This window comes from Microcella alkaliphila (genome assembly GCF_004216855.1).
GTDB lineage: Bacteria > Actinomycetota > Actinomycetes > Actinomycetales > Microbacteriaceae > Microcella > Microcella alkaliphila.
Window position 1 is genome coordinate 243511 of sequence record NZ_SGXT01000013.1, and the last position, 13760, is coordinate 257270.

Sequence of the window (13760 nt, forward strand, 5' to 3'; positions counted from 1 at the left end):
AGCCCCCCATGGTCGTCCACCGTCGTCCCCTTGCCGTTGCCGCCCTTGCCGCGACGATCGCGCTCGGCGCGAGCGCCTGCAGCACAGGAACGCCGATCGACAACCTCGTCGAGGGGCTGGTCGGTCAGGGAGTCGAGCAGATCACCTCGGGCATCGACGAAGAGATTCGCGGCCTCGTGGGCGATGTGCTGGGCGGTGTCGAGCTGACGACCGACGGCTCGGTACCGTCGAGCTTCCCGCAGGGCATTCCGCTCGTGGGTGAGGTGCTGGGCGGTGGGGCCGGGCCCGAGGGTTCCGGCTGGGTCGTGCGCACGCGTCTTGACGACGCCGGTGCCTTCGCGGGCGCACAGGGCGCGCTGGAAGACGCGGGCTTCACGGCGAGCGGAGTCTCGAGCGACGCCACGAGCGGCTACGGCGCCTTCACGTCGGCCGAGTACCGCGTCGACCTCTCGGTCGCGACCGACGCGCAGGGTGAGGTCACGGCGACCTACGTCGTGACGCCCCAGTAGCGCGCACTGTATATATACGTCTGCATCAACGCACTGTATATATACGTCTGCATCAAGTTTTCGAGTTCGAAGGGTAGGCTCTCGCCGTGAAGATCGCGCGTTTCGCTACGGCCGAGGTCTCTGACCCTCGCTACGGCATCCTCGATGGCGAAGAGCTGGTCGTCCTCACGGGCGACCCGATGTTCCACGGATACGACACGACCGGCGAGCGCGTCCCGCTTGCTGACGCGCGCATCCTGGCCCCGGTCATCCCGCGGTCGAAGGTGATCTGCGTGGGCATGAACTACGCAGCGCACGCCAAAGAGATGGGGCACGACGGGCTGAAGAACCCGCTCATCTTCCTGAAGCCCAACACCGCGGTGGTGGGCCCTGGCGACCCGATCATCCTGCCGCCGGTTGAGGGACGCATTGTGCACGAGGGCGAGCTCGCCATCGTGATCGGTTCGGTCGCCAAGCGCGTCAAGCGCGACGACTGGCAGAGCGTCGTGTTCGGCTACACGATCGCGAACGACGTCTCGGCGCGCGACGTCATGTTCGCCGACGGTCAGTGGGCGCGTGCGAAGGGCTACGACACCTTCTGCCCGCTCGGCCCCTACATCGAGACCGACATCGACCCGACGAACCTCGAGATCGAGACGTTCGTCGACGGCGAGCTGCGCCGCAAGGGCAACACGGCCGACCTCGTGTTCGGCATCCCCGAGCTCATCGAGTTCATTTCCGACGTCTGGACCCTGCTGCCGGGCGACGTGATCCTCACCGGTACGCCCGACGGGCTCGGCGGCTTCCTCGACGGGCAGACTGTCGAGATTCAGATCGAGGGCCTCGGTCGCCTGTCGAACCCGGCGAAGAACCGCGACGACCGCGTCGACGCGTAGGTTTCGCGGCGTTGCGCCGCTGGTCGACGACGTGCGGCAGGCGGTGCGCTGGTGAGACGGGCCGGGGTATCGCGCCGGGCGTAGACTCGCGCGCGTGACCACCCCCGCATCCGTCGACACGGCGTTGACCGCGTCAGAGGTGGCGCGACTGCAGCGTCGCGTGCGAGGCACGCTCATGGCCGGGCAGGTGCTGGCGGGGCTGGGTATGGGCTCGACGCTGTCGCTCGGCGCGTTGCTCGCGGCCGAGGTGTCGGGAACCCCCGCGCTCTCGGGCATGGCAGCCACAATGGCGACGCTTGGCGCCGCCCTCGCGGCCGTGCCGCTCGCGCGTCTTGCCGGCCGTGCGGGCCGCGCCCCGGCGCTCGCGACGGGCGCCACCGTTGCTGCCGTTGGCGGAATGCTCGCCATCGCGTCGGCCGCGCTCGGCTGGTTTCCGCTGCTGCTCGTCGCGCTCGCCTCCATCGGCGTTGGCACCGCCGTGAACCTGCAGTCGCGGTTTGCCGCGGCCGACCTCGCCGCCGACGCCACGCGCGGTCGCGATCTCTCCCTCGTCGTCTGGGCGACCACGATCGGCGCGGTGAGTGGCCCGAACCTGATCGGGCCGGGGGAGTCGCTCGGCTCGTGGCTGGGGCTGCCTCCGTTGTCAGGAGCCTTCGTGTTTACGGCGATCGCCCAGCTGAGCGCGGCCGTGCTGTACGTGCTGCTTCTGCGGCCCGACCCGCTGCGGGTCGCGGCGCGCTGGGACGCGCAGCGGGCGAGCGATGCCGCGCGAGCATCCGGTTCATCGGCGTCGCCGCCGGTCGCGGCGGGCGACCCGGCCGGCGTGCGCCTCGCGTTCGTCGCGATCGCCCTCAGTCACGCGACGATGGTCGCGGTCATGGCGATGACGCCCGTGCACTTGACCGACCACGGTGCGAGCCTCGTGATCGTCGGCTTCACGATCAGCCTGCACATCGCGGGCATGTACGCGCTCGCGCCCGTCTTCGGCATTCTGAGCGACCGGTTCGGCCGCTGGGTGACGATTCTGATCGGCCAGGTGCTGCTCGTGGCGAGCCTGCTGTCGACGGCGCTCGGCAGCGAGAGTGAGGCGTGGGTTGTTGTCGGGCTGATCTTGCTTGGGCTCGGCTGGAGCGCCGCGACGGTCGCCGGCTCGGCGCTGCTCACCGAGTCGGCTCCCCCCGCTCGGCGCACCGTGCTGCAGGGCCGCAGCGACCTCGTCATGAGCGGCAGCGGGGCTGCGGCGGGCGCGCTGTCGGGCGTCGTGCTGTCGCTGATCGGCTACTCGGGGCTGTCGTTCGCCGCGCTCGCGCTGGTCGTCGTCGTCGTCGTGCTGCTGATGGCGACGCCGCGGGCGGGAGCGCGATCGGGAGCGCCGGCAGCGGCGGGCACGGCAGCGCCCCGCCGGTAGGCTGGAGCGGCCATGACGACCCCCGCCTTCACCACCGCTTCCGGCGCCGATGTGCGCGTTCGCTTCTGCCCCTCGCCGACCGGAACGCCCCACGTCGGGCTGATCCGCACGGCGCTGTTCAACTGGGCGTACGCGCGCCACACGGGCGGCACCTTCGTATTCCGCATCGAAGACACCGATGCCGCTCGCGACAGCGAGGAGAGCTACCACCAGGTGCTCGATGCCCTGCGCTGGCTCGGCCTCGACTGGGACGAGGGCGTCGAGACGGGCGGGCCGCACGGGCCGTACCGTCAGTCGCAGCGCGGGGACATCTATCGCGGCATCATCGACCAGCTGGTCGAGGCCGGGCACCTCTACGAGAGCTTCATGACGGGAGAGGAGATCGAGCAGAAGAACATCGAGCTCGGCCGCGACCCGAAGCAGGGCTACGACAACTGGGAGCGCGAGCTCACCGACGAGCAGAAGGCCGCCTACCGCGCCGAGGGCCGCGAGCCCGCGCTGCGCTTGCGCGTGCCCGACAGCGACCTCAGCTTCGACGACCTGGTGCGCGGCGAAATCACGTTCCCGAAGGGCAGCTTCGTCGACTTCGTCGTCGTGCGCCCGAACGGCGCCCCGCTCTACACGTTCGTGAACCCCGTCGACGACGCGCTCATGGGCATCACCCACGTGCTACGCGGAGAAGATCTGCTGTCGTCGACGCCGCGCCAGATCGCGCTGTACCACGCACTCATTGACATCGGAGTGGCCACCGCGATTCCGCGCTTCGGCCACCTGCCGTACGTCACCGGCGAGGGCAACAAGAAGCTGTCGAAGCGCGACCCCGAGTCGAACCTGTTCCACCACCGCGACCGCGGCTTCATCCGCGAGGGCCTGCTCAACTACCTCTCGCTGCTCGGCTGGTCGCTCACCCACGACCGCGACGTCTTCACGATGGACGAGATGGTGGCCGCCTTCGACGTGGCGAACGTGAACCCGAACCCCGCCCGCTTCGACGTGAAGAAGGCCGAGGCGATCAACGGCGACCACGTACGGAAGCTGGCGATCGACGACTTCGTTGAGCGCAGCATCCCGTATTGCACTGGAGCCGGCCTGTTCAACGACGTGCCGCGCCCGAGCGAGCGCGCGCTGCTCACCCGCGTCGCCCCGCTCGTCCAGGAGCGCGTGACGCTGCTCGGTGAGGTGCCGGGCCTCGTTGCCTTCCTCTTCACCGACGACGCCGACCTCGACATCGAATCGGATGCTCGTGCCTCGCTGGGCGCCGACGCTGCGGCCGTTCTCGACGCCGGAATCACCGCCCTCGAGTCGCTCGACGACTTCACCCCCGAACCGATCGAGGCCGCTCTGCGCGCCGCCCTCATCGACGGGCTGGGGCTGAAGCCGCGCCTCGCGTTCGGGCCGCTGCGCGTCGCCGTGTCGGGGCGCCGGGTCAGCCCGCCACTGTTCGAGTCGATGGAGCTGCTCGGCGAAGACTCGACGCTAGCCCGCCTGCGGGCGCTGCGCTCATCGCTGTAGCCGGGGGTTAGCGGGTCGCGGGCATCCGGCGTACGTCGCCGGTCGTCGAGGCGAGGGCGACCTGAGCCGGCGGGCGCAGCAGCACCCACGCCGCCGCCATGACGGCGAGCGAGGCGGCGAACAGGATCCAGCCGAGCGGCGACTCACCGTCGTTCAGCCCCGCATACATCTTGTTGAGGCCGAGCGTCGCGCCAGTGCCGAGCACGAGGCCCGTGTGCACGATCGTGAAGGCAATGTAGAACCACAGCACGAAGCGGTGGGTCTGACGGGCCCAGGTGTCTGAGAGCGGGCCGTGGGCGCGCATCCATTTTTCTGGCCAGAGCGGCGACAGCCGCAGGCCGGTCGCGAGCGCGAGTGGGGCGGCGACAACGACGGTCGAGGCGTAGGCGAGTTGCTGCAGCGAGTTGTACGACACCCAGCTGTCGTTGCGGGGCACATCCAGCGACGCGTACTGCAGCGCACCCGACAGCGCGTTCGGCACGACGGCCCAGTCGGTGGGGATCAGCCGCATCCAGTGCCCACTGACGGCAAGGAGCACGACGTAGACGAGGCCGACGGCGAGCCAGCCGACCACGACGACCAGGTGCCACCAGGTGTGGATGCTCAGCCTCGTCGGGCGGCGCGTGTCGCGCTCGCGCACGCGGCGTGTCCAGAACGCGATCGGCCGCGTCTTCGAGCGAATGTGCAGGCCCGAGCTCACGATGAACAGCAGGAAGAACCCGTTCAAGAAGTGGGTCCAGCTGAGCCAACCGGGGTAGCCCTCGGGAGTGCCGGGCGGGGGAGCGTAGGTGCCGGGGTAGGTGGCGATGAATGACGCGACCGCCGGGTCGAGGCGCAGCCACCGCGCGAGCGCGATGATGGCGATTCCGGTGATGAGCGCCACGGGGATGAGCCAGAGCAGCGTGCGACGACGCGGACGGGCGGGGGCGGTGCTCACAGCCTCCACCGTACTGCCGCCAGGTGGGAGGAGTTGCGCATACTGCCCCCGGTTGTCTGGCAGAGTTGAGCGAGTGTCTGACCTGAAACCGCACCGCCGTTGGCCCTGGCTCGCCTGGGTGCCCGCAGTCGTGTTGTCGCTCGCCATCGTCGCGGCGGTGCTGGTTGCGCTGGTCTATGTGCCGCAATTCGCCGACGGCCCGCCACCGCCCGAGCCGGGCCAGGTCGATGACCTGAACTTCTCGGTCTTCACCGAGGAGGGGCAAGAGTTCATCGGGCGCGAGCGGCTTCCGCGCATCAACCTGGCCGACCCGCCGGTCGATGCGGCCGCGATCGGGTTGCCTGCTGACGGCACCACCACCGTCGGGCCGCACGTGCAGAACCTTCACTACCGCCTTGCCCTGCTCGTCACGGGCGAGGGAGACACCCAGGGCGTGCGCATATCAACCGACCAGTTCACGCTGGTGACCGAGGGTGGTGCACTGACGCGCATTGAGGTGCAGCCCGCGGGGTTCGACCCCTGGGCCGGGCTGTATCGCGACGTTCAGGCATTCGTCGAGACCCGCGGTACGCAGTACGGGTTTGACGCCCCGAGCCAACAGCAGTTACTTGACCTGATTCTCGAGGCTCAAGAGACGGGAACGGACGGGGTGATTGTCACGGAACCGGGCACAGCGCTCGGGCTTCCCATCTCGGCCGAGATCGTCTGCGGGCCGAGCGCCGTCTGTTTCGCGACGTTCATCGTCACTCCGCCGGTAGGGTAAACTCGCTACTCGGTTCGCCTCCGGGCGGGCCTTCTGGCTCCGTCTCTGGCGGGGCCGGTGGGGTATGGTGTAATTGGCAACACGGCTGATTCTGGTTCAGTTGTTCTTGGTTCGAGTCCAGGTACCCCAGCTCTTCTGAAGCCCCCGGCTGACCGGGGGTTTCTTGCATGAACGTTCCGGAGGGGTGCTCGTCAGTATGGGCTTCCGTGCACTACACGTGCACTATCCCAACTAGGCCAACACCCGAACTATGGCGATCAGTCGCTTCTGTGTTCGCGGCAGGTGCGGCTTTATGGCATCCAATACTCCGTTCGAATTGCTGCTTCCAGTTGATCGATCGGCGGCGCCCTTGCCGCAGGGTCTCTTGACGTTGAACTGGACTTGGTTGTTCTGCTAGATGCTCAACCGGCCCGTTGAGGAACGTGCACTTCCTTCTGGCCTGAGTCCCGTGGAGTGGTGGATTTTCGGGTCCTGAGCGTCGTGTCGTTGACGTGAGGGGCCACCGTGCGACGGCCAGTGAGAACGACCAAGTTACTCACGATAGGAGATCGCACGATGGCCCTCAATCAGTCTGCCCTGCTTCAGCTGCTCGCCGAGCTGAAACTCACCGACACCACCGACCGGATCCGTCAGATGACCGAGCGGCTCTACCAAGAACTCATCGACGCCGAGGCCGCGTCGGTGATCGGCGCCGAACCGTACGAGCGCACCGCCGAGCGCACAGCAACCCGTAACGGGGCGAGGCTTCGCACCCTGTCGACCACGGCGGGGGATCTGGAGTTGCGGATCCCGAAACTGCGGCAGGGGTCATTCTTCCCGTCGCTGTGGGAGCGTCGCCGTCGGGTCGATCAGGCGCTGTTCGCCGTGGTGATGGAGGCCTACCTGCACGGCGTTTCGACTCGAAAGGTCGACGATCTGGTCAAGGCGCTCGGCGCGGACACTGGCATTTCGAAGTCCGAGGTGTCGCGCATCTGCTCCGGCCTTGACGCGCAGGTTGCGGCGTTCCGTGACCGTTCCCTGTCAGAGGCCACCTATCCGTACGTGTTCCTGGACGCCACCTACAGCAAGGTCCGCATCGATGGGCGGGTGGTGTCCCAAGCGGTTGTCATCGCGATCGGGATCACCGCTGACGGGCACCGGCAGGTGCTCGGCTTCGATGTCGGAGACAGCGAAACAGAGGAGTTCTGGAAAGCGTTCCTGCGTTCCTTGAAGACCACCACTCAACGGGACGTGGCCGGGGAGCCAGTGCGCATCTACGACGCGGCGAGGACGGTGGTGGATCTCATGAGATTTCGGAAACGCCTTGGCGAACCGATCGCGCACGCCGCGCTTCACCGGTGCTTGGCAGCACCGAGATCGAAACCGGCGCTGCTGCTGGACCACGCGGAGGCGCTGGGGACGTTCGGGCCGATGCATGCTGCGCTCGATGTGGCGAGTGACCGATGAGTCGGCCCACGCGAGAGAACGCCGCATGGCGCGCATACCTCGACCTGCAGAACCACGCACGCCGTGCGAGCTGACAGAATCCGCTGCAGGTAGGCTGAATCTGTAACGGTTTCTGTCGGACCTGACCGCAGCCGATCCGGTGATCAGACGGTCAGGCCCGTATCACGGCCCGGGCGATGGCTGCGACGGCGGCGTTCACGCCCTTGGGTCGCCAGTTCGCCCGCGTCGCTCCCGCGAGCAGATTAAGCGCGTCGAGCGTGGGGCTGCCGGGGAAGGGTGCACGGTAGGGGTCTGCGCGGTCGTGCCAGCCGAGGTCGAAGAGGAGTTCGCTGATGCTCGCTTCCCACAGTTCAGCGGTAGTCTGGTTCGCGGCGACGGCGAGTGCCATCCACCCGGCGTGTCGCTCGGCGGGGGTCGTTCCGAGCGGAAGCCGGCCGGTGATGTGTCGCAGGATCGTCTGCGGGTCGTCTCGGCGTCTTGCGATGGCCTGAGTCGGAGCGATACGGCCCTTGCGCACTGACACGAGCCCCAGTGCTCGCGCCGTGGCGCGGAGTTCCCAGACGGGCCAGGTGAGGTCTTCGCGGTTGGCCTTGCCGATCCACCATTCGGTGATGCCTGTGCGGTGTGCGATCTGCTCGACGGCGGCGGGCTTCAGATACCCGGCGCTGGTGAGCGCCACGCCGTCCCCGACGGCGTCGAGCAGCACACGGAACGGCTCAGTCAGATCGGCGGCCTCGTCGGTGCTGATATCGGTCACACGGGCAGCGGAGGGATGAGCGAGCGCGTTGCGCAGGCCGCGTGCGCCGCGGTTACGTGCGAGTGCGAGCAGAGACTCGAGTTCCTCGACGACCGGGATTGGCTCTGCGGTGACCGCGGCGATCAGTTCGTTCGCCCCATCGATGTCGAAGACATCGGGGTGCCAACTGTCGAGCAACCAGGCGTGCCCTTCCGTTGCGTTCTCGAACGCCTCGGGGCGGAGGGCGTCGTCGTAGTCGCTGCGCACCCAATCGGCGAGCTCAGCGTAGCCCCAGACGCCGCCGCAGTCCTCTGGCGGGCACGCGAGCTTCCCGCCGACGCACACCGGAGCCGAAGGAGGACTGTCGAGCACCTTCTCGACGCGCAGGAGGTGATTCCAGTTGTCTCCGAAGTCGTAGTCGTACCAGAGCCGGTCGCCCTCGTCGGCGATGACCTGATCGAGACGTACGTCGTCTTCGAGCATCCCTTCATCGCCTTCGTCGAGATCGAACTGCGTGAGGAACTCGGGAGGGTTCCGGTCATTGCTCGTGCGGAAGCGGTGCAGGTGGGTGTCGGTCCATCCCATTGCCGCCTGGATCGCCTCGTGTAGCCGCGGGAGGAGAATGTCGCCGGGCACTTCGATGCGTCGCCACACCGGCGGCTTCGTGCGCTGTAAATCGATGCGGATGCGGAAGCCCCGCACCATCGATGGGACGGGGAGGAGTTGCGGCTCGGGACGCCGCCGGAGGTCGTCCAGGCCTCCCGCGTCGAACGAATCACCCGGCTGAACCGACATCGCGCTCGCCCGGATGTGATCAATGAACTTCTGAATGCCTGCCGCCCCGCAGCTCTCAGCCGCCATACGTACTCTCCCGGTTCCGTGCGCCTCGATTGACAACGCAGCATCACGAACAATTCTGGCTCAGCGGATGCTCCCCTCCGAACTGCTGGGGGAGGGAAGCCTTTACTGGGGCGCACCCCGCCAGGCCAGAGGCGGCGCGATAGAAGGGAGCCGATCCCGATCGGCGTCACTCGCTCTGAGAGGGTTGAGCGCTTCCTCGCCGCGCGCAAGCAGCGCGTTTGACGACTGTCGAGTTCGGCTCCGGCGAAACGCCGGTGGAGTTCGATCGATTGCTGGGAGGTTGAGGAATCAGCTCTGCGCGATGCGTGCGATGAGTTCGTTGACCCAGATGATCGCGTCATCGACCGTTGCCAGGACGTCGAGGCCGTCGGCTGCTTCCTCGTAAAGGGTCTCCCAACGATCTCCGGCGGCTATGCGTGGCGGCCATGTCTGCTGACGTCGATATTCGAAGAGCCTCGTACACGTCGCCCTGGTCAACGACAGATCCACCGGTTCACGAGCCTCGAGAATCTGAAGATCGACCAGGTCGTGTGCCCGCTCGCTTCCTGCTGCCGAAAGCGCGTGAAGCTTCTGCGCGATCTGGTGATCTGCCCGCAGAACAGGAACCGGCCGGGGCGCTTCGATGCCGACCTCGGCAAAAAGTTCCGCGAGGTCGTGCGCAAGCCGGTAGTCGGGCTCTTCCGCGTCACCGATCTCGTTGTAGCCCAGCTCGAAGGCGACCGTGCACCATGGGCGACTCCGGTAGTCGAGCTTCACCTCGAACGGCCGCATGACGTACGCGGTCGGCACTCCCGTGGGGCGCGGTGCTTGCTTTTCGATGAGCCGACCGGTGAATCCCGCCCATCCCGCGGCGAGAGACTCCTCGAAATCGCTGCGGAACTGATTCAGAGGCCCACGTCTGGCCGCATCGAGATCCCTCGTGAATCGAGTGCCGCGACCGAAACGCAGCGCCATCGCACTTCCGCCTTTGACAGCGCCGCCGGGCAGCATCTGCCCGACGACGACCAGCGCCATCCCCACACGCCGACGAGAAGCGAGTCCTTCGTCTCCTTCGAGATTGCGGATCCGTTGCTCCAGAGAGCGGAGATTCGGCGGCGGCGTGTCATAGCTCAGCGCTGGAGTTCCTTTCGCACGTGTTGCCATTCGGCGGTCGTCAGGAGACCCTCTGCTCTCGCCTGCTTGGCTGCCGACAGGAGCCGTTCGCCCTGGATGCGACCGCGGCACTCGATAAGTGCGTCGGCGACCGGCTGTGCCCGAAGATCCTCATAGAAGGTGGTGCGTGCGCCAGGAGCGACCTGAGTCAACTCAATGTAGGCAGGAAGCCGCGGCCTGGCACGGCGGGGGACCGCGACCCTCACCTGCTGCGGATTCACGTCGGCGAGACCGAACAGTGCCAGGACGGATTCGCCATGCAGATACGCATCCTCTCCGACCCGAAGTAGCGCTTCTGCGTACTGGTCGTAGGGCGTTGGAGGGATGTCAGCCACGCGGTATAGGCCGTAGGCAACGTTCTCGACTCCGCCCCGCGCCGCGAGCTTGGGAAGCTCGATCGGCGGGACCCCGGCCTCCGCTGCTTCCCGTGTGGTGACGTAGCCATAGTGGTCGAGCGCGATCTCGCGCACCACTACTCGGTACTTCGCCTCAGCCGCCACGTCACAACTATACTGAAAACGGTAGTGTTGTGACGGGAAGTGTGAGGGTTTGTTCAGTCAGCCTTCTGGTTCGCGACACGCTGCTCGGCGAGGTTGGCGTGGAACCAGCCAGGTGACCAGATTGGTGACCAGAAACCCGTCCGAGCGGCGCGAATCGACACGAGTCGCTGCGTAGCTGTCGGTAGCCCGCGGTAGACTCGACCCACGAGATCCCCACAATCACGGGGAACTCCGCCGATTCGGGGCTTCGACCGGACAGGCGGCTCTCAGTTGTTCTTGGTTCGAGTCCAGGTGCCCTAGCTTTTCAAGACCCCCGCGATGACCGGGGGTTTTCTTTAGTTCGACCGCGTGCCGCGTACGCTCGGGGCATGCGCCTCGGAGTGATCGACGTCGGATCCAACACCGTCCACCTGCTCATCGTTGACGCGCACCCCGGGGCGAGCCCCGTGCCCCACCACTCGGAGCGCTCGGTGCTGCGGCTCATGCGCTTCATCGACGACGACGGCGCCATCACCGACGAGGGGCAGCGGATGCTCGTGGAGGCAATCGGGGGAGCGGCGCGCACGGTCGCCGAGATCGGCGTCGACGACGTCATGGCGACGGCCACCTCGGCGATCCGCGAAGCCGCGAACGGTGATGCGGTGCTCGCCCGCATCACCCGTGAGACGGGCGTCGAGCTACGCGTGCTCACCGGCGACGACGAGGCCCGCATCACGATGCTCGCCGTGCGCCGCTGGTTCGGCTGGTCGGCCGGCGAGATCCTGCTGTTCGACATCGGCGGCGGCTCGTTCGAGATCGCGCAGGGCGCCGACGAGTACCCCGACGCGCAGGTCTCGCTGCCTCTGGGCGCGGGCCGCGCCACGATCAACTTTCTCCGCGACGACCCGCCGCCACGTGAGGCGGTGTCGCGCCTGCGGGCGCATGCCCGGGCTGCCTTCACCGAGGCGCGCGACGCGATCTTTGCCGACCGGCCGGCGCCTACCCGCGTGGTGGGAACATCCAAGACCATTCGCTCGATCGGGCGCCTCGTCGGCGGCCCGGCCGATCCGCTAACGGGGGCACCCGCTCCGATCCACTACGCGGGCCTAAAAGAGTGGGAGCCGACGATGCGCGAGATGCCGTCGGACGTGCGCCAGTACCTGCCCGGCATCACGCCCGAACGCAGCTACCAGATCCTCGCCGGCGCGATCCTCTTGCGCACGGCGATGAAGGTGTTCGACGTGTCGACGCTGACGGTGTCGCCCTGGGCACTGCGCGAGGGGCTCGTGCTGCGCTACATCGACGGGCTCGACTGACGAGGCCGGCGCGGGCACTACCCTCAACCGAATGAGTGAGCGCCTTCCCGAACCCGACCGCGCCGCCGCCGAATTGATGTGGGCCGAATACGCGGCCGCGCATCCCGATGCCGTGGCGGCGACCGGGGAGGAGTGGGTCGTCGAGTACTTCGGCGATTCGCCCGCCCTCGCCGACGAGCTGCTCGGCCTGGTGCTCGACGGCACCAAGCGGGCGACGGCCGCGCTGGTGCTTGAGTTCATCGCCGAGGGGCAGGAACTGCCGCGCATCGGCTCGCACTGGATCGCCTGCGACGGCAGGGGAACGCCGCGCGTCATCATGCGCTCGACCGAGTTCCGCTTAGCGACCTTCGACAAGGTGGATGCGCGGTTCGCCTTCGATGAGGGAGAGGACGACCGCACGCTGGCCACCTGGCGCGAGGGCCACGAGCGCTATTGGCGGCGCACGGCCGCCGCGCGTGGCGACACATGGTCGCCTGAGCAGGAGATCGTGCTCGAGCGCTTCACCGTCGTGTGGCCGCCGGAGTACCGCGACGGTGAGCGAGCTACTCTTAGGTATGGCTGACGCTCAGAAGCGGGACAACCTTCGCGTGATTCGTCGGGTACTGGTCGTGATCACGGTCGTCGTGGCCCTCGCCGGTGTGGTTGCCGCGATCGCGACCGCGTCTCTCTGGCCCCTCTTCGCGCTGTTGTCGCTGGTGTTGCCGTTCTGGCCGCTCGAGACCCCGATGACGCGTCGGCGTCGCGCCACGGCTCGCGCCGGTCGCTAGAGAGAGCACCAGCGCCGGCGACGCCCATGTAGCCGGCCCTGGAGGTACGCAGCAGCGAGCCCAGCGGCGATCGAGATGACGAGGCCGATCGCGGTGACAGGGTGCAGCAGAACGACGGTCGGCGTCGTTACGATCACCTGCTGGTCGTCCGGCAGCCACCCAAACCATCCGAACGAGACCGGCTGGGCGAGGCCGACGGCAGTGACCGCGACGCCGACTGCGGTGACCAGCCACGCACTGCGGCGGGCCGTGCGCTCGCGACGCGATTCGAGACCGGGGCTGCCGTCGCCCACGTTAGTCACACTCGAGCTCGTCGCCCGCGGTGAGCGGGAAGAACTGGCCGCCGTGCTGCTCGGTCACGAGCCCGATGCGGGCGTTCGCCATCGTCTGACCCGCCTCGGAGTTGACCCGCTCGTGTGTCGGGAACGACCGGCGCGGCCGCACCGAGTCGAGGTAGTCCATGACCTCGCCGATCTTCAGCCACGGGGCGCTCGACGGCACGGCGAGCACGTCGACCTCGCGGTCGGGCACCGTGAACGAGTCGCCCGGGTAGTAAATCGTCTCGTTGATCATGACGCCCACGTTGTCGACGACGGGGATCGAGCGGTGAATCACCGCGTGCCGACCGCCGAAGAAGGCGAGGGCGAAGGGGCCGGCGTTCGCGACGTCGCCTCCGTCGACGACGCGCCACGCGTATCCGGGATGCGCGTTCGCGACCCCCTGAGGCGCGAACAGGGGAGTCTCGGGGCGGCCCGCAAGCAGCCGGTCGAGGTGTTCGGGGGTCACGTGGTCGGCGTGTTCGTGCGTCACGACGATGCCGGCGAGGTTCTCGACGCTGAACCCGGCGGTGAACGAGCCGGGATCGACGACGAGGGTCGCGCCGTCGTGATCGACGGTGAAACAGGCGTGTTCGCGCTTGGTGAGCTTCATGCTCGACACCCTAGACCCGCGCCCCGCACGCGCCCCGAAGACCGGCTCGGTCTACCCCCAGGGGGTATA

Annotated in this window: 14 protein-coding genes, 1 tRNA gene and 1 pseudogene; 10 read left to right on the forward strand and 6 right to left on the reverse strand. The window is 67.7% G+C overall.

The features are described 5' to 3' along the window. The first annotated feature begins 8 nt into the window (after positions 1-8). From EV140_RS04525 to gltX, 4 genes are all read left to right on the forward strand, one after another. Positions 9-509, forward strand: a complete 501-nt coding sequence (locus EV140_RS04525) for a hypothetical protein (protein WP_130281501.1) — start codon at positions 9-11, stop codon at positions 507-509. An 86-nt stretch (positions 510-595) separates the two neighbouring features. Next, positions 596-1384 carry a fumarylacetoacetate hydrolase family protein gene (locus EV140_RS04530; RefSeq protein WP_130281503.1) on the forward strand — a complete coding sequence of 263 codons (789 nt, stop codon included), beginning with the start codon at positions 596-598 and terminating at the stop codon, positions 1382-1384. Positions 1385-1478: 94 nt separating this feature from the next. Beyond that, positions 1479-2792, forward strand: coding sequence for an MFS transporter (locus EV140_RS04535; protein ID WP_241971293.1), 1314 nt, complete (start codon positions 1479-1481; stop codon positions 2790-2792). A 12-nt stretch (positions 2793-2804) separates the two neighbouring features. Continuing rightward, positions 2805-4304: a glutamate--tRNA ligase gene (gltX, locus tag EV140_RS04540; protein WP_130281505.1), complete on the forward strand. Its 1500-nt coding sequence runs from the start codon at positions 2805-2807 to the stop codon at positions 4302-4304. A gap of 7 nt (positions 4305-4311) precedes the next feature. On the opposite strand, the gene EV140_RS04545 is transcribed toward gltX, so the two are convergent. After that, on the reverse strand, positions 4312-5241 hold the full coding sequence (locus EV140_RS04545; protein ID WP_130281507.1) for a hypothetical protein: 930 nt from the start codon (positions 5239-5241) through the stop codon (positions 4312-4314). A 73-nt stretch (positions 5242-5314) separates the two neighbouring features. On the opposite strand from EV140_RS04545, the gene EV140_RS04550 reads away from it, so the two are divergent. The 3 genes and pseudogenes from EV140_RS04550 to EV140_RS04560 all read left to right on the forward strand — a co-directional run. Next, positions 5315-6004, forward strand: coding sequence for a hypothetical protein (locus EV140_RS04550; RefSeq protein WP_130281509.1), 690 nt, complete (start codon positions 5315-5317; stop codon positions 6002-6004). Between the two features lie 58 nt (positions 6005-6062). After that, positions 6063-6134 (forward strand) — tRNA-Gln (locus EV140_RS04555). Between the two features lie 425 nt (positions 6135-6559). Further along, positions 6560-7267 (forward strand): annotated as a pseudogene (locus EV140_RS04560) (IS256 family transposase); the annotation flags it as partial. 334 nt (positions 7268-7601) lie between these two features. Here EV140_RS04560 and EV140_RS04565 read toward each other — a convergent pair. From EV140_RS04565 to EV140_RS04575, 3 genes are all read right to left on the reverse strand, one after another. Next, positions 7602-9047, reverse strand: coding sequence for a plasmid pRiA4b ORF-3 family protein (locus EV140_RS04565; RefSeq protein ID WP_198674347.1), 1446 nt, complete (start codon positions 9045-9047; stop codon positions 7602-7604). Positions 9048-9335: 288 nt separating this feature from the next. Further along, on the reverse strand, positions 9336-10061 hold the full coding sequence (locus EV140_RS04570) for a nucleotidyl transferase AbiEii/AbiGii toxin family protein (RefSeq protein ID WP_130281511.1): 726 nt from the start codon (positions 10059-10061) through the stop codon (positions 9336-9338). A 95-nt stretch (positions 10062-10156) separates the two neighbouring features. Next, positions 10157-10699, reverse strand: a complete 543-nt coding sequence (locus EV140_RS04575; RefSeq protein ID WP_130281513.1) for a type IV toxin-antitoxin system AbiEi family antitoxin domain-containing protein — start codon at positions 10697-10699, stop codon at positions 10157-10159. Positions 10700-11067: 368 nt separating this feature from the next. Between EV140_RS04575 and EV140_RS04580 the strand changes: the two genes are divergently transcribed. The 3 genes from EV140_RS04580 to EV140_RS04590 are packed head-to-tail and all read left to right on the forward strand — an operon-like array spanning position 11068 to position 12761. Further along, positions 11068-11994 (forward strand): Ppx/GppA phosphatase family protein, encoded by a 927-nt coding sequence (locus tag EV140_RS04580; protein WP_130281515.1) that lies wholly within the window; start codon positions 11068-11070, stop codon positions 11992-11994. 31 nt (positions 11995-12025) lie between these two features. After that, positions 12026-12556, forward strand: a complete 531-nt coding sequence (locus EV140_RS04585; protein ID WP_241971294.1) for an ASCH domain-containing protein — start codon at positions 12026-12028, stop codon at positions 12554-12556. Beyond that, positions 12549-12761: a hypothetical protein gene (locus EV140_RS04590; RefSeq protein ID WP_130281517.1), complete on the forward strand. Its 213-nt coding sequence runs from the start codon at positions 12549-12551 to the stop codon at positions 12759-12761. The genes EV140_RS04585 and EV140_RS04590 overlap by 8 nt, the downstream gene beginning before the upstream one ends. Here the strand turns inward: EV140_RS04590 and EV140_RS04595 are convergent. Further along, a complete protein-coding gene (locus EV140_RS04595) occupies positions 12758-13063 on the reverse strand; it encodes a hypothetical protein (protein ID WP_130281519.1) in 306 nt (101 codons plus the stop codon). The two genes, EV140_RS04590 and EV140_RS04595, sit on opposite strands and share 4 nt — an antisense overlap. After that, a complete protein-coding gene (locus tag EV140_RS04600) occupies positions 13056-13691 on the reverse strand; it encodes an MBL fold metallo-hydrolase (RefSeq protein WP_130281521.1) in 636 nt (211 codons plus the stop codon). The genes EV140_RS04595 and EV140_RS04600 overlap by 8 nt, the downstream gene beginning before the upstream one ends. Between the last annotated feature and the right edge of the window lie 69 nt (positions 13692-13760).